Raw genomic sequence first — 17200 nt, 5'->3', positions numbered from 1 at the left:
TGTGCACCCGTCGCACCGGGCTCTCCATCACTCGGCCGGGCGGCTGCTTCCCGCCATCGTCCCGGGCGACTCAGCCCGTGGTTCGAGCCAGCTCCCCTTATGGTATCCGGGTCTTTGACATCCCTTTTGGGAGGCTTTAACCTGCCGCCCATAACAATGGAATGGATCCTTATGTACACACAGTTCTTCGGTCTGTCGGAGCCCCCGTTCTCCATCTCGCCCAACCCCAAATACCTCTATATGAGCGAGCGTCACGGGGAGGCCCTCGCCCACCTCAACTACGGGTTGCAGGACGGTGGCGGCTTCGTGCTGCTGACCGGGGAAGTGGGTACGGGAAAGACCACCGTCTCCCGCTGCCTGCTGCAGCAATTGCCCGCCGACACCGAGATCGCCTACATCCTCAATCCCTCTCTGACCGAGCGGGATCTGCTGGCCGCCATCTGCGACGAATTCCAGTTGCCCTACGGCGAAGAGGCCAGCCTCAAGCAATTGTTCGACCTTATCCGGGATCATCTGCTGGCGAATCTGGCGGCAGGCAAGCGCAGCGTGGTGCTGGTGGATGAAGCCCAGCACCTGCTGCCCGGCGTGCTGGAGCAGTTGCGACTGCTCACCAATCTGGAGACAGACGAGAAGAAACTGCTGCAGGTGGTGCTCATCGGCCAGCCCGAGCTGCAACAGATGCTGCGCCAGCCCCTGCTGCGCCAGCTGGCCCAACGGATCACCGCCCGCTATCACCTGCTGCCGCTGTCGCGCCAGGATGTGGATGCCTATGTCCGCTTCCGGTTGCAGGTGGCAGGCTGCGTCCAGCCCATCTTCACCCCCAGGGCCATCCAGACCCTGCATCGCCTCTCGGGAGGCATTCCCCGTCTCATCAACCTCATCTGCGACCGCGCCCTCATCGCCGCCTTCGCCCGTGGCAGCCACAAGATAGTGCACGGGGACATCAGCCAGTCCGCGTATGAGGTGAGCGGCATTCGCGACGAGGGAAGCTGGCAATCCGGCCTCACGGTCGCCCTGGTGGGCGCCCTGCTGGTCGCCACCGGCTGGTGGGGCTGGCAATTCTTCGGATTCTTCCCAGCCCGCCCCCTGGTCAAGGTCGAGGTACCGGTCAAGGTGGATGACACGCCGGAGCAGCAGGCCCAGCTGACCCGCGCCATCAATCAGGCGCTAGAGCCGGACGTCGCCATGCAGAATCTCTACAAGGTATGGGGCTACCAGGCCGAGCTGGAGGAGGCAACCTGCGACAATGCCCCCCGTGCGGGCCTGCGCTGCCAGGAGGGAGAAGCCTCCCTGGCGCAATTGCAGGCGCTGCAATACCCGGCCCTCATCAGTCTCACCGACGAGACCGGCGGCCTCTATTACGCCACCCTGGTCAGCCTGGGGGCGGACAAGGCTTCCCTGCTCATCGGCAACCAGAGCTGGCAGGTGGACAGGCAGTGGCTCTCCGACGCCTGGGGCGGCAGCTACACCCTGCTCTGGCGCATGCCCAGGGGCAACGTGCCCCTGATAGCGAGCAATGCCGGGGCTGCCCAGGTGCAGTGGCTGGACAACGCCCTTAGCCGCGCCATGCAGCAACCCGATCGCAAGGTGAGTCGATTCGATGCCACCCTCAAGAACAAGCTGCAACAGTTCCAGCGCGAGCAGGGACTGACCCCGGACGGCATCGCCGGCAGCAACACCCTGCTGCGGCTGAATGTGGCCTCCGGCGAACCCATGCCCAGGCTGGAGGATGAATCCCTGCGAGCCAGTACGCCGGTCGATCTCGACAGCGTGGCGGATGATGAGACGGATCCCATGGTCGAGGAGGCCTCCTGATGTCCACCCTGCTCAAGGCCCTGCGCCGGGCCGACCAGCCCCAGTTCACCCCCCATATGCCGCTCATGGGTCTGCCCGTGAGCCAGGAAGAGGAGCCCAACCGCCGCTGGATCTGGTGGGCCCTGGTGCCCCTGGCCCTGGTGATGGGCGCCGCAGCCAACTATGGCTGGCACCTCTATCACCTCAAACCCGTGGAACAGCAGGTCGAAGTGAAGGAAGTGGTGACTCCCCCCTTCGTGCGGGTCGAACCCAGGCCCATGATCACCCGGCCGCTGCCGCCCCCCTTGCCGGAGCCCGTGGTCGCTCCAAGACCTGCCGCAACCCCGGCTGCAACTACCGCAAACCAGGGGGGACAGAGTCTGGCAGAACGGCTGATGGCCGCCCTCAACAACACGCCGCTGGTGGAAGAGAGTGCGCCACAGGCTCAGGTCCAGACCAGTGCCATCCCCCTCGGCGCCCTGGCCCCGCCCCTGAAACAGCAGGTACCGTCCCTGACCTATGGTGCCCACAACTACTCCTCCGACCCGGCCAAGCGGGCCGTCGTGCTCAATGGACGGGAGTGGCGCGAGGGCAATGAGATCGCCCCCGGCGTCATCCTGGCAGCCATCGCCCAGGACTACATCGTCCTGCAGGTCGGCGGCCAGTATGCCAGCCTCAAGGCGCTGCAAGACTGGCGCGGCTGATCTGCCGGCATCCGATGACCCTCCCCCGGGAGGGTCAGCGCCCATTCTGAGGGAGCCCGAGAGCTCCCCTTTTTAATCAATAACCTACACTCGACCTTTGCCATGCGCCGGGTCGGGGATCGCCCTCCTGATGGCGGGCGGACTTATCATCAGAACATGAGCACACTGTGAGCCACTCAGACAACACCACCTTCGCCACCCGCATTCTGGACTGGTACCAGATCCACGGCCGCAAGACCCTGCCCTGGCAGCAGAATAAAACCCCCTACCGGGTCTGGGTCTCCGAGATCATGCTGCAACAGACCCAGGTTGCCACTGTCATCCCCTATTACGAGCGGTTCATGACCCGCTTCCCCGACGTGCTGGCCCTGGCCAACGCCCCCATCGACGAGGTGCTGCATCACTGGACCGGGCTTGGCTACTACGCGCGCGCCCGCAACCTGCACAAGGCTGCCCAGCAGATCCGCGATCTGCACGGCGGCTTCTTTCCGGAACAACTGGAAGAGGTGATGGCCCTGCCCGGCATCGGTCGCTCCACCGCCGGGGCCGTGCTCTCCCTCTCTCTGGGCCAACCCCACGCCATCCTGGATGGCAACGTGAAGCGGGTACTCACCCGCTGGCTGGCGCTGGCGGGCTGGCCGGGCCAGAAGCAGGTCGAGCACGATCTCTGGGAGCTGGCGACCCGCCTCACCCCGCGCGTCGGGGTGGCCCAGTACAACCAGGCCATGATGGACATGGGGGCCACCGTCTGCACCCGCAGCAAGCCCGCCTGCGAGCGCTGCCCGGTGCAGGCCGATTGCCAGGGGCTGTCGCAGGGCAACCCCACCGCCTACCCTCACAGCAAGCCGAAGAAGAGCATTCCGGCACGCAACGGCATTATGCTGATCATCCGCCACGGCGATCAGCTGCTGCTGGAGAAGCGTCCGCCGCAAGGGATCTGGGGCGGGCTTTACTGCTTCCCGCAGGTGGAATCCCTCACCGAGGTGACCGGACGACTGCGGGAGTTGGGGCTGGAGGATGCCGCCTATCAGGAGCTCGCTGGATTTCGTCACACTTTCAGCCACTTCCACCTCGATATCCGCCCTTTGCTGATCGAAATGGCTGTTCCGCCCGCCCCCCTGCTCATGGAAGCGGATACCCGACTCTGGTATAACTTACGCCATCCTGCCGAGGTGGGATTGGCGGCGGCCACGGCCCGTCTGCTCGCCTACCCGGACTTACAACCAGACTTGCAACCACAGAGGTCAACATGAGCCGTACCGTATTTTGCCTGCGCCTGAAGAAAGAAGCGCCGGGTCTCGATTTCCAACTCTACCCCGGTGAACTCGGCAAGCGGATCTTCGACAACATCAGCAAGGAAGCCTGGACCGAGTGGCAGAAGAAGCAGGTCATGCTGATCAACGAGAAGAAGCTGAACATGATGAATCTCGAGCACCGCCAGTTGCTGGAAAAAGAGATGGTCAGCTATCTGTTCGACGCGGGTGAAGTCCAGATCGACGGCTACACCCCTCCCAGCCAGTGAGCGGGAATCGAGTCAAAGGGCCAGCGTCCCCCTGAGTCGTCGACATGCCTCAGGGTGACACCAATCCTGGCTCAGGCCAGTCAGTGACGGGCGGCCCCACCGCCCGGTTTGAGGATCTTATGGGTCGTTTTTTTGGGCTGCTGTGCGCCCTGCTGTTTCTCTCTGCCTGTTCATCCACACCCCAGACCAGCGGGAGTGGCGATGATGATCTGGTCAACGGCAAGGACGTGCGCGGTTTTGAACACATGATCAGTGCGCTCTCCCATAACGTGAACGAGATATGGGGGCGCGAGGCGCTGTTCGCGGGCAAGTTTGACTACGTCAAATACACGGATCAGTACAAGAGCCGCGCCCACATCGATTTCTCCAGCGGTCACATCATGGTGGAGACCGTCTCGGGTCTGGATCCCCGTGCCCACCTGCGTCGCGCCATCATCGAAACCCTGCTGACCCCGGACGATCCGGCAGAGGTCGACCTCTATTCCGACCGTGAGATCATGCCAGGTGGCGAGCCCTTCCTCTATGGCCAGGTGCTGGACAACCAGGGACAAGCGATCCGCTCCAGCTGGCGTGCAGAGCGTTATGCCGACTATCTGATCGCCAACGCGATGAAGAAGCGCACCCTCGGGATCCGCAACATCTTCTTCATCGACATTCCCATGGTGGCCAACCACGAAGACAGGCGCGGCTACAAATACGCCAGCATCATCCGCGACGCCTCCCGCAAGTACGGGGTCGCCGAGAGTCTCATCTACGCGGTGATCAAGACCGAGAGCAGCTTCAACCCCTATGCGGTCAGCCACGCCAACGCCTATGGCCTGATGCAGGTGATCCCGGCTACCGCTGGGCGGGATGTCTATGTGAGGGTCAAGGGCAAGGATGGCCAGCCGACCAGGGAAGATCTGTTCAATCCGGCCTACAACATCGATGTGGGGACCGCCTACCTGCACCTGCTGCAGACCGTCTATCTGGCGGATATCCAGGATCCCCAGTCCCGCCGCTATGCGGTGATCTCCGCCTACAACGGTGGTGCGGGAGGGGTGCTCAACACCTTCTCCAACGATCGCAAGGCGGCCCCCGGCATGATCAACCGCCTCTCCCCCGAGGCCGTCTATCAGGTGCTGACCGAACAGCATCCCAAGGCAGAGGCTCGCCGCTATCTCTACAAGGTCAATCAGGCCGAGAAGGGGTTCAAGCGAACCGTCGCAAGCCGGGCTGGCTGATGGCATGCAAGAAGGGCGCTCCCGGAGCGCCCTTCCCATTTACTGTGGCCTGAAAGCTTACTTGGCGATGAAGCCGCCCTTGCTCAGGGGCGCTACTCCCACCTTCTCCAGGTGTTCCACCTCGACTTCGGTCTTGTTCCAGCTGTGGTCCACCTCGCCGCGCACGCGGATCAGATCGTCAGGGCCCACCTCGGTACCGCGCCACACGTCACCGTCCACCTCCACTTCCACCTCGCCGCTGTCGTCACGGAACAGGTAGTTTTCGCCACCCAGGTGTTTGACCAGTTTGCCTTCCAGGGTCACCCACTGATCATCGGCCACGTCTTTCAACTGGGCGACCGATACCTTGTTCTGCTCCTTGGGGCCGGTGTAGGCCGCCATGGCGAAGGAAGAGACGGACATCAGGGCCACCAGGGCGATTGCTTTTGCGTTGTTCATTTCATGCTCCTGTCTTTGCGGTATGAGGGCATCTTGCCCGGGGGCGCGTGAAACAAACGTGAAGCCTCCCCATTCAGGGAGGAGTGATGTGATCGCAAGCGATTAAATGGCCACGGCATGCTGCAATAATGTATTCGAGTGGATACCTTTTCACCTGGCCATGCGGGTTCCCAGCCCGCCGCCATCGAGGAACAGCCCGCAGGCCCGCCCTGCCCCATCCATGAGAACAGCTACATGAACAAATGGCTTTTGTGTTTATTGGGTCTCTTCGCCCTCACGGTCCATGCCGCCGAGACGCGTCCCCCCTTCTCCCGCATCGTGATGTTCGGCGACAGCCTCTCCGATACCGGCAAGATGTACGACAAGATGCGTGGTTACCTCCCCTCCAGCCCGCCCTACCATCAGGGCCGCTTCTCCAACGGCCCGGTCTGGCTGGAGCAGCTCAACCAGCACTTCCCGGGCCTCGCCATCGCCAACGAGGCGGAAGGGGGCGCCACTGCCGTGGCCTACAACAAGATCTCCTGGAATCCCAAGTATCAGGTCATCAACAACCTGGATTACGAGGTGACCCAGTTCCTGCAAAAGGACAGCTTCAAGCCCGACGATCTGGTGATCCTCTGGGTCGGTGCCAACGATTACCTGGCCTATGGCTGGAACACCGAGCAGGATGCCAAGCGGGTGCGCGATGCCATCAGCGATGCAGCCAACCGCATGGTATTGAACGGCGCCAAGCAGATCTTGCTGTTCAACCTGCCGGATCTGGGCCAGAACCCCTCGGCCCGCAGCCAAAAGGTGGTCGAGGCGGCCAGCCATGTCTCCGCTTACCACAACCAGCTGCTGCTGAACCTGGCACGCCAGCTGGCCCCCACCGGCATGGTGAAGTTGTTCGAGATCGACAAGCAGTTCGCCGAGATGCTGCGCGAGCCGCAGAACTTCGGCCTGAGCGACACCGAGCACGCCTGCTATGGCGGCGGCTATGTGTGGAAGCCGTTCGCCTCCCGCAGCGCCGCCACCGACAGTCGGCTGGCCCCCTTCAATCCCGAGGAGCGCCTTGCCATCGCCGGCAACCCCCTGCTGGCTCAGGCCGTCGCAACGCCCATGGCGCGCCGCAGTGCGGGCGAGCTGAACAGTGAAGGCAAGATGTTCTGGGACCAGGTCCACCCCACCACAGTGGTACACGCCGCCCTGAGCGAGCGGGCTGCCGCCTTCATCGAACAGGAGTACGAATTCCTCCCTCGATAACGGAGGCCATCCTGCCAGGGCCGGCGCTTCGCCGGCCCTCTTGCCGACAAGGGCAAGCAACCCCATATGACACCCATCACAGATTCGAGTCACGGTTCCCCGGCGGTCTTCTGTCTCCACTATGATGCAGATGGATATCACAATATGTTTTATATCAGTTGCTTGTAGATCGAGAAAAGCAAGCTACGTTTAAACGTGTTGTGGTCGAACACAGGCCCAACCCACGAGGCGAGGCGACATGAATTCGCGCTCCCCACACACAAGATTGCAGAGGCATCTATGAACAAAACACTGATTACCTTGCTGGTTTCAGGCTTGCTTGCGGCCAACGCCCAGGCAGCCGGACAAGACAACACCTGGTATGGCGGTGCCAAACTGGGTTGGTCCAACTTCTACGGTGTCGATGAGAGCAACGCCATCGCCATCACCGACAAAGACGACGATGAAGTCGGCGCCGGTGCCTTCGCCGGTTACCAGATCAACCAGAATCTGGGTGTCGAACTCGGTTATGACTACCTTGGCAAGCTCAAGTACAGCGGCACACGCAATGGCGCGGCCTTCAATGACTCCGTGCAAGCCCAGCTGGCCCAGCTCACGCTGAAACTGGGCTTCCCGGTTGCGGACAATCTGGACCTTTACGGCCGTGTCGGGGGCGGCTATGGCTGGACCGACAGCGATCAGCTGGAAAACGACAGCCGCTTCACCTTCGTCGGCGCGCTCGGTGCGGAGTATGCCCTGAGCCTGGATTGGGCAGCCCGCCTCGAATACCAGTACAGCACCCCGTATGGCAGCCGTGACGATACCGGCCTGCGCATGGACAACGGCCTGCTCTCCCTGGCCGCCGTCTACCGCTTCGGTCAGGTTGCACCGGCTCTGCCGGTCGCAGCTCCCGCCCCGGCGCCCGAGCCGGTGGTGGTCGACAAACAGTTCACCCTGAGCTCGGACGTGCTGTTTGACTTCAACAAGGCCACCCTCAAGCCCCAGGCCGGGCAGGCGCTGGATACCCTCTACAGCCAGATTGAAGAGGCCAGGCCCAAAGACGGGTCAGCCACCGTCATCGGCTATACCGACCGCATCGGTTCCGAGGCCTACAACCAGAAGTTGTCCGAGCAGCGTGCCCGGACCGTGGCCGATTACCTGATTGGCAAGGGCCTGCCTGCCGGCAAGGTCAATGTGGAAGGGCGTGGCAAGCAGTCTCCCGTCACCGGCGACAGCTGCACCAGCAAATCCAAGCGCGAGCTGATCGTCTGTCTGGCCCCGGATCGCCGGGTAGAGGTCAAGGTACAGGGCGTCTCGGAAGTACAGCAATAACGACGACCCCAAACAAAACGGGAGGCCATGGCCTCCCGTCTTTTTTATGCTCCCTCAGCTGCGCGTGCGCACATCCGCCGCAATCTGATCGAGCAACAGTTGCCAGCCCTGTCCCAGCTCGTTCACCAGGGCGCCATACCCATCGGCAGGCAGCACCCGCTCCTGCTGGAAGGGAACATCTCTCAACACGACCCCCTCCTCCGTCAGCAGGCGCCAGCGACCGCTAAGCAGGGCGCGGCCGTCGTGCCGCCCCTGGAAACGCTCGACCGAGATGCTCAGCACAGGCCCCTTGCGGGCCCCGTCCTGACGCACCACCCAGCCAGGCAAGCGGCTGGAGAGGCCATTGAGGGTCAACTGGTTCAACTGGGCATCGAGGGAACCTGCCCAGCGATGGTACTCGGCAAAGTGCAGCTCCTTGCCCTCCAGCTGATAGACCAGGCTCATCCGGTCAAGCTGACCGGACAGGGCGACGGGGCGCAGCACCAACTGGTGCTGCGGCTGCGCCGTGGTGACACTCGACGGCGCCGTGTCGGCATCCAGCGAATAGTAATGCAGCGTCGTCGGCGCACTGCCACATCCCGCCAGCAGGCCCAACAAGGCCAGCGTCAACATCCGTTTTTTCATCATTTTCCTCGCTTGGGCTCGGGATCCCGCGGACGAGCGCGGTCAAAGATCAGCGAACTCGGCTGCTCGTTCAGTGAATGGACCAGAGGTTGCAACTCGCTCATCAGCTGGTTGAGGGATTGCACCGACTGACGCAGCTCCTGATTGGTCTGGGAACCGGCATCATAGGTCTGCAACGTCTCCTGCAACTGCTTGAGGCTCTGGTTGAGGGAGGCCGGCAACTGCTGGGTCGACTGCTGACCGGTAAACTGCTCCAGATTTGCACTCACGGCACTGACATGCTTGAGCGTCTTGTCCAGCGTCATCAGGGTGCTGTTGACCTGAGTGAGGGTGGTGGCCATGTCCATGTCGACGAACTTGTCGAGGATGAGGTTCACCTTGCGCTCGATCTGATCCAGCCCGGCCTGGGCGGTCGGGAAGACCTGATAGCCCGCCATCTTGAGCGGCTGATAGACTGGCGCATCCGGATAGAAGTTCAGATCGATCACCTTGCCCCCCGTCAGCAGGCTGGCGGTCTTGAGGCTGGCCCTCAGCCCTTCCTTGAACTGCTTGTTGAACAGGGCCCGCCACTGCTCCTTCTCCGCATTGGCATAACGGTGGGAGAGACGCTGCACCTCGATGCGCGCCAACACCGGGATCTGCCGGCTCTTGAACAGCTGGACGCCCTTGTCGTCGATGAGATAGGGAGCCGAGATGACGGTACCGACCCGGATGCCGCGATATTGTACCGCCGCGCCGGGATGCAGCCCGCCCACATCATTGTCGAACAGGAAGACATAGTCGATGAACTGATCCAGGCTACCGGCCAGCACGCTCTCCTCGTCCTTGAACAGCACGAACTCGTCGTTCTGTTTCACCGGTTCCCCCGGCAACCAGCCGGGAGGCAGCCCCATGGTGATGCCGCCGTTGATCAGGCTCTCCAGCGAGTCCATCTTCACCTTCATCCCCTCGCTGCTCATGGAGACCTCGAAGCCGGGCGTCAACCAGAACCGGGAGTTGCTGCTCACCAGGACGTCATAAGGCGCGTTGATGAAGAGCTGGTACTGCATCTCGCTCTTCTCGGGCAGGAACTTGGCCTCTTCGACCTGGCCGATGGTGAATCCCTGATAGCTGATGGGGGAGCCCGCACCCAGCGCGTTGGCATCCCGACTGGACAGGGAGAGCCGCAATCCCTTGGCATCCAGGGATGCCAGGGGTGGCCTGTCCAGCATGGCGTATTCGCTTCGCGCCCTGCCCTTCTTGCCGGGAGAAAGCTCGATATAGGCACCGGAGAGCAAGGTGCCAAGACCGGAAACGCCCTCACGCCCGACCCTGGGCTTGACCACCCAGAACTGGCTGTCTTTCTTGAGCATGCCGGCGGCGGCATTGGTCAGGCGAGCCTTGAGCACGGCATGGCTGTAATCCTCGCTGAGCTCCACGGTCTCGATACGGCCCACCTCCACTTCACGAGAACGGATCACCGTCTTGCCCGCCACTATGCCCTCGGCGGTCGCCACCGTCAGGGTGAAGCTCGGCCCTTGTGAATACCAGTGCTGGAACAGCATCCAGGCGCCGATGAAGAGCGCCAGCAAAGGCACCATCCAGATAGCGGCAGCCGAACTCATGAAATCAGAGCCCGGTTTCCACCTTGTCTTACGCTCACTCACGTTCGCGTTCTCCTTGTTGTAAATCCCAGATCAGGCGGGAATCGAAACTCATGGCAGCCACCATGGTGACCAGTACGACCCCGGCAAAGGCGACGGCCGCAGGGCCAGGGTAGATGGTCATCAGATTGTCGAGCCGGATGAGACCGGCCAGGATGGCCACCACGAAGACGTCGATCATCGACCAGCGCCCCACAAATTCGGTCATGCGATAGAGTTTTAGCTTGCCGAGGGGAGATGTCCCCTGGCCGCGCTGCACCACGTAGCAGAGCCACAGCAGCGCCAGGATCTTCACCAGCGGTACCACCACGCTCGCGAAGAATATGACGGCGGCAATGGGGTAGGAGCCCATGGCCCACAGCAGCACCACCCCGCCCATGATGGTCGAGGGGCTGTCATCCCCCAGGAACACGGTGTCCATGATGGGATACAGGTTGGCTGGGACATAGAGGATCACCGAGGTGATCAGCAGGGCCCAGGTGCGGTTCAGACCACCCGGCTTGCGGCTATGCAGGTGATCCCCGCAGCGAACGCAACTATGGGCATCTTGCTCGTTCAGGGCGCCGCAGATGTGACAGCCCACCAGACCGCACGACAGGGCGCTCTCCTCGGGATCCAGCTCCCTCGCCGCCGTCGGGCCGAACAGCCGCTGCCACAGCCACATCCGATCCAGAGAGGAGATCATCTTGATGAGCAGCAGGGTGTAGCCAACGAAGGCCCAGAACGACAGCCCCATCTTGATGTCGGCCATCCCCATCAGCTTGACCAGAGAGATGAGCACCCCGATGAGGAAGACGTCCACCATCAGCCAGGGCTTGATCCGGCACAGCAGGCGGCCAAGGGAGCGCAGGGCCTTGCTGTGCAGATCCTTGTCCAGGCGCCACAGCACCAGCATGATGGAGCCGATATAGACCAGCGGCAACCCGATCAGGGTAATGCTCAGCACGGCCCCGAGGAACAGGTAGCCTTGATCCACCAGGGTGGTGATGCACTGCAGGAAGGTCATCTCCTGCCCCACCCCCTTGGCCGAGAACGACATGAAGGTAAAGGCGTTGGAGAGCACGAACATGATGATGGCCGCAAAGCCATAGGCGATGGGCCTGCGCTCCTGCTCCGGCAGATGACGAGTCAGGGTATGGCCGCAGCGCGGACAACTGCTCGTCTCCCCCACGGCCAGCTCGGTGGCCGGCACCAGCAGGTCACATTCTTCGCAGGCGGTCGCGTCATGGGTATAGGTGGGTGGATGTTGGTGTGAAACCGGATGCAAGATAAGACCCCAGCATGAGGCCCGCCACGGGGCCAGAGCCGCCAATTATTGCAGCAGCGGCCCCTGCCGACCAGCCCTGTCGTTGTCCATCCTGCCCGGGAGTGAGAATGACTTTGACAAGGCAGTGACCATTTAGCACAATCAAACGCCACTTTTTTTCCGCGGGACAATAATTTATGACAACTGAATCCCCAAGCTACTCCACTATCGAGCAGGCCTTCTCCCTCGGGAACGGGCAAGATTCTGCCCTCAACTGGTTGCGCAAAAACCGTAGCCAGGTCGCCATCTTCCTGGTGAGCGGCATCAAGCTGGAGGGGACCATCAGCGGTTTTGACCAGTACAGCGTGCTGTTGACCGATGCCCATGGCAATCAGCAACTGGTCTACAAGGCCAAGATTTCCACCATTGCCATGCACTCCGGCCGTCCTGCCGTCAGCATCCAGCGAGCCCGCAAGCCACGGGTTTCCATGGCGCCTCGCCCCCATGGCGCCCCCAGCCGTTATGACGACAACCAGGGTGGTGGCAGCGAGCAGTAAATCTCGCCCCCGCCCATCCTGATGGTGTCGCTGCGTCAGCCAGTGACATTTGCTCCCCACTCTCATGTTTTGCCTGTCCCGTATGAGAGTGGGGCTTCTCTCCCGAGCCGGTTGTTGACCCGCTCGTCTTCGTCACTCAGCAGGTCAACCCGACCGGTTTTCCCTCTCTGACCATGCAGACCTGCATGCCGGCCGCTTCACCGGCCTGTGCGCCTATGCCCGTGTCCTCGAACACCAGACATTGACCGGGCTCGACCCCCAGGCGTCGCGCCACCAGCAGGAAGGTGTCTGGATGGGGTTTGTGCAGCTCCACGTCGTCGGCGGTAACCACCACGGGGAAATACCGATCCAACCCTGTGTTGCGCAGCACCGCTTCGGCATTTATGCGGGGGGAGCCTGTCCCTATGCCCATGGGGATCCGGCCGTGATAGCGTTCCACCAGATCCAGCATGGCCGGGAAGGGGGTGGCCTTGTGCAGGTTGGCGACATAGTGTTCGGTCTTGCAGCGTGTCACCACCAGGGGATCCAGCGCGATCTGCTGCACTTCGGCCACCAGCAGGGCTATCTTGCGGCTGGGCATGCCTCCCAGCTCATAAAACCAGTCGGCGTCGAACCGAAAGCCAAACTCGCGGGCGGTGTGCTCCCAGGCGGCCAGGTGCAAGGGCATGGAGTCCACCAGAGTGCCGTCGAGGTCGAAAACCAGGCCTTGAAATCCGGATAGGGTCATGGTGCAGGATCTGTCTGTGAAAAATGGGCACCCATTCTAGCCAGAGCGCGGGCGCATCGCCATGCGCCAGATGGCGAGAAACGCTTGCCACCTCATTTATACAGGGCGGCGTGGATCTGAAAGCCCGCACGTATACAGATCAGCATGGATCTGATGCCGGGCAGGCAGCCCCCACGCAGGTGTCAGCGATAGGCCAGGGTACAGGCCCGCCCTTGGGATTTGGCGTGATAGAGTGCTTGATCCGCCTGCTCGGTCAGGGTTTGCCACTCCTTGTCCGATGACGGGACCAGATAGCTGAACCCGATGCTGACGGTGAGTGTCGCCGCCACCCGGGAGGCCGGATGGGGAATCTGCAAGGCGTCAAGGCCGTGGTGGATCTGCTCCGCCAGCCGCTCCGCCTCTCCCGGCTGCGGTGAACACAGCAGGATGACAAACTCCTCCCCCCCATAGCGGGCCACCAGGTTGGTGCGCCGCCGCTCGGTGTCCTGCAGCAGTGCCGCCACCCGCTGCAGGCACTGATCCCCCTTGCCGTGGCCGAAGTGATCGTTGTAGGACTTGAACTCGTCCACATCGATCATCAGCACCGCCAACACGCCCTGATGGCGGCGAGCCCGCTCCCACTCCCGTTCCATGGTGATGTCCCATTGGCGGCGGTTGGCGATGCCAGTCAGGGGATCTTCCAGAGACAGCAGAGAGAGGCGCCGGTTGGCCTCCTCCAGCGCCCGGTTGGTATCGGCCAGTTGCCGGGTCCGCTCCTGCACCCTCAGCTCCAGCTCCCGATTGAAGCGCTCAAGCTTCTCCTGGGTGCGCTGGCGGATCAGCAACTGGGAGAGCACGGCGGCATACTGCTTGAAGATCTCGCTCTGATACGCCTTGAGGGGGCGCCGCCAGAGCAGGTTGTCGGCGGCGATCCAGCCGATGGGGGTACTCCCGTCCCAGAGCGACACCATGGCGTTCCAGCCGCGACCCACCTCCTGCTTCTCGTAATAGAGAGGCGTGTCCTCCAGCACCAGGACATAGTCCTTGCGACGCAGCGCCTCCTGCACCGTGGGGTGATCCGGAATGGGGCTGATGAAATGGCGCTCGTCGATGAGCTCACCCGCCTCGTTGGTACCCCAGGTACCGTGCATGGTCTTGAATTCACTGTCAGTCAGGAAGATGGCGATGCGATCGAACTGCAACTCCTGGCGGGCCAGTGCCACCGCGTCGTGCAGCAAACGATCCTCGCTCTCGCAGCGGGAGAGCTTGACCCCCACCTGATGCAGCGCCTGCAGCATGCTGAGGAAAGAGTCCTGCAGGGCCTGGCTGCGCACGAGGTCTGCCTGGGTGTGGAGCCGCTGATCCCGCTCCAGATCCACCTGTCCCGCGAGTCGCCGACTCTCGAGCTCGGCGGCGAGATAATGCATGAGCAGCTGGATGCTCTGTTGCTGGCGTCTTGGCAGGCGATCGAGACGACGGCGGGTTTCCAGATAGACCACGGCCTCCAGCCCCTTGTGACGCTTGAGGGGGAAGCTCGCGCGCAGGCGCGGGATCTCGGGTTCGACGCTCTCCCGCTCCCAGATGGCACGGGTCGGCGCGATGGGCTCCACCAGCAACTGGCCGAGCGCAAGGGAACGTTCGATGAAGAGGATGGGCAACTCGAGGGATGAGAGGATGTCGGCGCTCAGGCAGAGCAGACCCTGTTCCGGGCGATAGTGATAGAGCTGGGGCGTCGGAGCACGCAGCCACAGATAGATCTGTTCAGCCTCTGTTTTTTCCCTGACCGCAGACAAGGTCACTTCACAGAGATGTTCAAAACTGGTGAAGTGCTCCGGATCCCATTCTTCCATGCCAAATCATCCTTGGTTGTATCCAAGCGAGTATATCGGCAAAGCCCGGCCATTAATTGACCTGGCAATCAAAAGCGAGATCCAGAGCCCAGTTTTTACAACAGATTCAATGCCTGCATGGCACTGCGGATGCGCTCGCGGGTGGCCTCGGAGAGCGGCATCACCGGCAGACGGCACTCTTCGCTGCACAGACCCAGCAGGGAGACCGCATACTTGGCCCCTGCGGGGCTCGGCTCGGCGAACATGGCCTGGTGCAGCGGAATGAGCTTGTCCTGCAATTCGCGGGCAGCTTGCCACTCACCGGCCAGCGCCAAGTTCTGCACCTCGGCCACCAGCTTGGGGGCCACGTTGGCCGTCACCGAGATGCAACCCTGGCCACCACCGATGTTGTAGGCCACGGCGGTGGCATCTTCACCGGAGAGCCAGGCAAACGGCTTCTTGATGAGCTGGCGTTCAACCCAGGGGCGGGCCAGATCACCGGTGGCATCCTTCACGCCGGCAATGCGCGGCAACTCGGCCAGACGGGCCAGGGTCGCCGGCTGCACGTCAACGATGGCGCGGGGCGGAATGTTGTAGACGATGATGGGTTTGGTGGTGGCGTCGTGCACCGCCTTGAAGTGGTGGTAGAGCCCTTCCTGATTGGGGCGGTTGTAGTAACCGGCCACATGCAGGGTGGCATCCGCCCCCATCTGCTCGGCATAGCGGGTGTATTCAATGGCTTCAACCGGGTTGTTGGAGCCTGCACCTGCGATCACGGGAATGCGCCCGGCCACCAGCTTGACCACCAGCTCCACCACGCGGCAATGCTCATCGTGGGTCAGGGTCGGGCTCTCCCCGGTCGTGCCGACCGGCACTATGCCATGGGTTCCCTGCTCTATGTGCCACTCCACCAGGCGAGCCAGTGCGGCCTCGTCCAGCTGGCCCTGTCGAAATGGGGTGATCAGGGCAACTATCGAACCTTGAAACATGGGATTTCCTTCTCCTAAACAGATGGATTGGTCAATAAAAAGCCCCGGTACGGGAGTCGCTACCGGGGCTTGAATCGTCTCAGGGATGAGAGGTTACGCGCGCACGCCAGCAGGCCCGATTGTCAGGCTGTGTTTATGCTTTCGTTTCGATACGCATGACCGCATTGCATCATCTCTGGGTAAATAAGGCGTCTGGGCATATTTCGGGAACACGGCATAAATGTCAAGGCGAAAGCGGCCATGTATAATGGCCGCCCAAAAATGCGTGGAGAGACCCAATGAGCCGTCCTGTCAGTGCCGTCAGTCAGATGCTGGAACGTAACCAAGCCCTCTTTGTCGGCAAGCGGCTGTTGGTGTGCGGTGCCCTGGAGGATGATTATCCTCGTCAACTGGCCGAGCTGGCACAAAGCCTGACCGTCTTCACCACGGATTACTGCTATTACCGCAGCCAGCAGGCCGTTCTGGGAGACGCCATCCTGTTCGATCACCAGCTGGGGGGCGCCCCCCGATTCGATGCCCTGCTGCTGCTGATGCCCAAGGCCAAGGCCGAGGCGCAATACCTGCTGGCCATGATGACGCCGCTGCTCGAAAGCGGGGCCGACCTGTTCCTCGCCGGCGAGAACCGGGGCGGCATCAACGGGGCAGACAAGCTGCTGGCACCTTATGGCGAGAAACCGATCAAGCGCGACTCTGCGCGCCGCTGCTCTCTCTACCACGGCACGCTCGACAAACCGGTCGTCCCCTTCGAGCTGGACGCCTGGTTCAGTCGCTATGAGTGCCAGGCGGGCGACACCACCCTGACCGTCATGGCCCTGCCCGGGGTCTTCAGTGCAGACGGCCTGGATCTCGGCACCCAGATGCTGCTGGCGAGCCTCCCCCCCGTGACGGGCAAGCTGCTCGACTTTGGCTGCGGCGCTGGCGTCATCGGTTCCGTGCTGGCCAAGCGCAACCCGGCCCTGGCCGTCACCATGGTGGATATCAATGCCCTGGCACTGGAGTCCAGCCGCCGAACCCTGGCGGTCAACGGTCTGAGCGGACGTGTTCATGCCTCCGATGTCTATTCCGACATTGCCGAAACATTCCAACAGATTGTCTCGAATCCCCCCTTCCATGCCGGGCTCAAGACCTTCTACGCCGCCACCGAAACCTTCCTGGCAAAGGCACCTGAGTACCTGACCGCAAATGGCGCCCTGACCATAGTCGCCAATGCCTTCCTGCGATACCAGCCTATACTGGATGCGCACTTCAAACAGACCGAGGTGATCGCGGGCGATGCCAAATTCAAGGTGTATCTGAGCAAAGCTTAAAGAAGTGCAACGGTTGTAATAAAACAAGTAGAGAGTGCCAGACGGGATCTGTTAAGGTACCAAGA

The 17200-nt window shown here is 62.1% G+C and carries 16 protein-coding genes; 9 read left to right on the top strand and 7 right to left on the bottom strand.

Annotated elements, in window-relative coordinates:
- The first annotated feature begins 171 nt into the window (after positions 1 to 171).
- The 5 genes from AB5Y59_RS20375 to mltC all read left to right on the top strand — a co-directional run bounded on the left by AB5Y59_RS20375 (position 172) and on the right by mltC (position 5243).
- Entirely contained in the window at positions 172 to 1815 is a 1644-nt protein-coding gene (locus tag AB5Y59_RS20375; protein WP_010675739.1) for an ExeA family protein, read from the top strand.
- Positions 1815 to 2498, top strand: coding sequence for a GspB family T2SS assembly factor variant ExeB (exeB, locus tag AB5Y59_RS20370; RefSeq protein ID WP_201890339.1), 684 nt, complete (start codon positions 1815 to 1817; stop codon positions 2496 to 2498). Before AB5Y59_RS20375 ends, exeB begins: the two co-directional genes overlap by 1 nt.
- A gap of 167 nt (positions 2499 to 2665) precedes the next feature.
- Positions 2666 to 3751, top strand: a complete 1086-nt coding sequence (mutY, locus tag AB5Y59_RS20365) for an A/G-specific adenine glycosylase (RefSeq protein WP_202007043.1) — start codon at positions 2666 to 2668, stop codon at positions 3749 to 3751.
- Positions 3748 to 4020: an oxidative damage protection protein gene (locus AB5Y59_RS20360; protein ID WP_010675742.1), complete on the top strand. Its 273-nt coding sequence runs from the start codon at positions 3748 to 3750 to the stop codon at positions 4018 to 4020. Before mutY ends, AB5Y59_RS20360 begins: the two co-directional genes overlap by 4 nt.
- A gap of 119 nt (positions 4021 to 4139) precedes the next feature.
- A complete protein-coding gene (gene mltC / locus AB5Y59_RS20355; protein WP_010675743.1) occupies positions 4140 to 5243 on the top strand; it encodes a membrane-bound lytic murein transglycosylase MltC in 1104 nt (367 codons plus the stop codon).
- A gap of 57 nt (positions 5244 to 5300) precedes the next feature.
- Here mltC and AB5Y59_RS20350 read toward each other — a convergent pair whose 3' ends face one another.
- Positions 5301 to 5681, bottom strand: coding sequence for a YgiW/YdeI family stress tolerance OB fold protein (locus AB5Y59_RS20350; RefSeq protein WP_103243754.1), 381 nt, complete (start codon positions 5679 to 5681; stop codon positions 5301 to 5303).
- Between the two features lie 234 nt (positions 5682 to 5915).
- Between AB5Y59_RS20350 and AB5Y59_RS20345 the strand changes: the two genes are divergently transcribed.
- Both AB5Y59_RS20345 and ompA read left to right on the top strand, forming a co-directional pair.
- A complete protein-coding gene (locus tag AB5Y59_RS20345) occupies positions 5916 to 6923 on the top strand; it encodes an SGNH/GDSL hydrolase family protein (RefSeq protein ID WP_368212566.1) in 1008 nt (335 codons plus the stop codon).
- Between the two features lie 279 nt (positions 6924 to 7202).
- The gene (ompA, locus tag AB5Y59_RS20340) at positions 7203 to 8234 is read left to right on the top strand and encodes a porin OmpA (RefSeq protein WP_109111770.1); all 1032 of its coding nucleotides are present in this window, start codon (positions 7203 to 7205) and stop codon (positions 8232 to 8234) included.
- Positions 8235 to 8288: 54 nt separating this feature from the next.
- Here ompA and AB5Y59_RS20335 read toward each other — a convergent pair whose 3' ends face one another.
- From AB5Y59_RS20335 to AB5Y59_RS20325, 3 genes are read right to left on the bottom strand one after another with little or no spacing between them, the layout of a single operon-like run.
- The gene (locus AB5Y59_RS20335; RefSeq protein ID WP_102948910.1) at positions 8289 to 8858 is read right to left on the bottom strand and encodes a membrane integrity-associated transporter subunit PqiC; all 570 of its coding nucleotides are present in this window, start codon (positions 8856 to 8858) and stop codon (positions 8289 to 8291) included.
- Complete coding sequence (pqiB, locus tag AB5Y59_RS20330) at positions 8858 to 10504, bottom strand: intermembrane transport protein PqiB (protein ID WP_069651939.1); 1647 nt, start codon at positions 10502 to 10504, stop codon at positions 8858 to 8860. Before pqiB ends, AB5Y59_RS20335 begins: the two co-directional genes overlap by 1 nt.
- Positions 10497 to 11768, bottom strand: coding sequence for a paraquat-inducible protein A (locus tag AB5Y59_RS20325; protein WP_043152840.1), 1272 nt, complete (start codon positions 11766 to 11768; stop codon positions 10497 to 10499). Before AB5Y59_RS20325 ends, pqiB begins: the two co-directional genes overlap by 8 nt.
- Positions 11769 to 11944: 176 nt before the next feature.
- Between AB5Y59_RS20325 and hfq the strand changes: the two genes are divergently transcribed.
- A complete protein-coding gene (hfq, locus tag AB5Y59_RS20320) occupies positions 11945 to 12304 on the top strand; it encodes an RNA chaperone Hfq (RefSeq protein ID WP_039040603.1) in 360 nt (119 codons plus the stop codon).
- Between the two features lie 136 nt (positions 12305 to 12440).
- On the opposite strand, the gene AB5Y59_RS20315 is transcribed toward hfq, so the two are convergent.
- From AB5Y59_RS20315 to dapA, 3 genes are all read right to left on the bottom strand, one after another.
- On the bottom strand, positions 12441 to 13031 hold the full coding sequence (locus AB5Y59_RS20315; protein WP_043152842.1) for an HAD family phosphatase: 591 nt from the start codon (positions 13029 to 13031) through the stop codon (positions 12441 to 12443).
- Positions 13032 to 13213: 182 nt separating this feature from the next.
- Complete coding sequence (locus tag AB5Y59_RS20310; protein WP_041211732.1) at positions 13214 to 14860, bottom strand: diguanylate cyclase; 1647 nt, start codon at positions 14858 to 14860, stop codon at positions 13214 to 13216.
- A gap of 95 nt (positions 14861 to 14955) precedes the next feature.
- Entirely contained in the window at positions 14956 to 15828 is an 873-nt protein-coding gene (gene dapA, locus AB5Y59_RS20305; RefSeq protein WP_039040606.1) for a 4-hydroxy-tetrahydrodipicolinate synthase, read from the bottom strand.
- A gap of 278 nt (positions 15829 to 16106) precedes the next feature.
- Between dapA and rsmC the strand changes: the two genes are divergently transcribed.
- A complete protein-coding gene (gene rsmC, locus AB5Y59_RS20300; RefSeq protein ID WP_042014854.1) occupies positions 16107 to 17135 on the top strand; it encodes a 16S rRNA (guanine(1207)-N(2))-methyltransferase RsmC in 1029 nt (342 codons plus the stop codon).
- Positions 17136 to 17200 lie beyond the last annotated feature (65 nt).

This window comes from Aeromonas sp. s10 (assembly GCF_040907975.1).
Classification (GTDB): Bacteria; Pseudomonadota; Gammaproteobacteria; order Enterobacterales; family Aeromonadaceae; genus Aeromonas; species Aeromonas caviae.
This window is presented reverse-complemented; position numbering and strand designations above follow the sequence as displayed.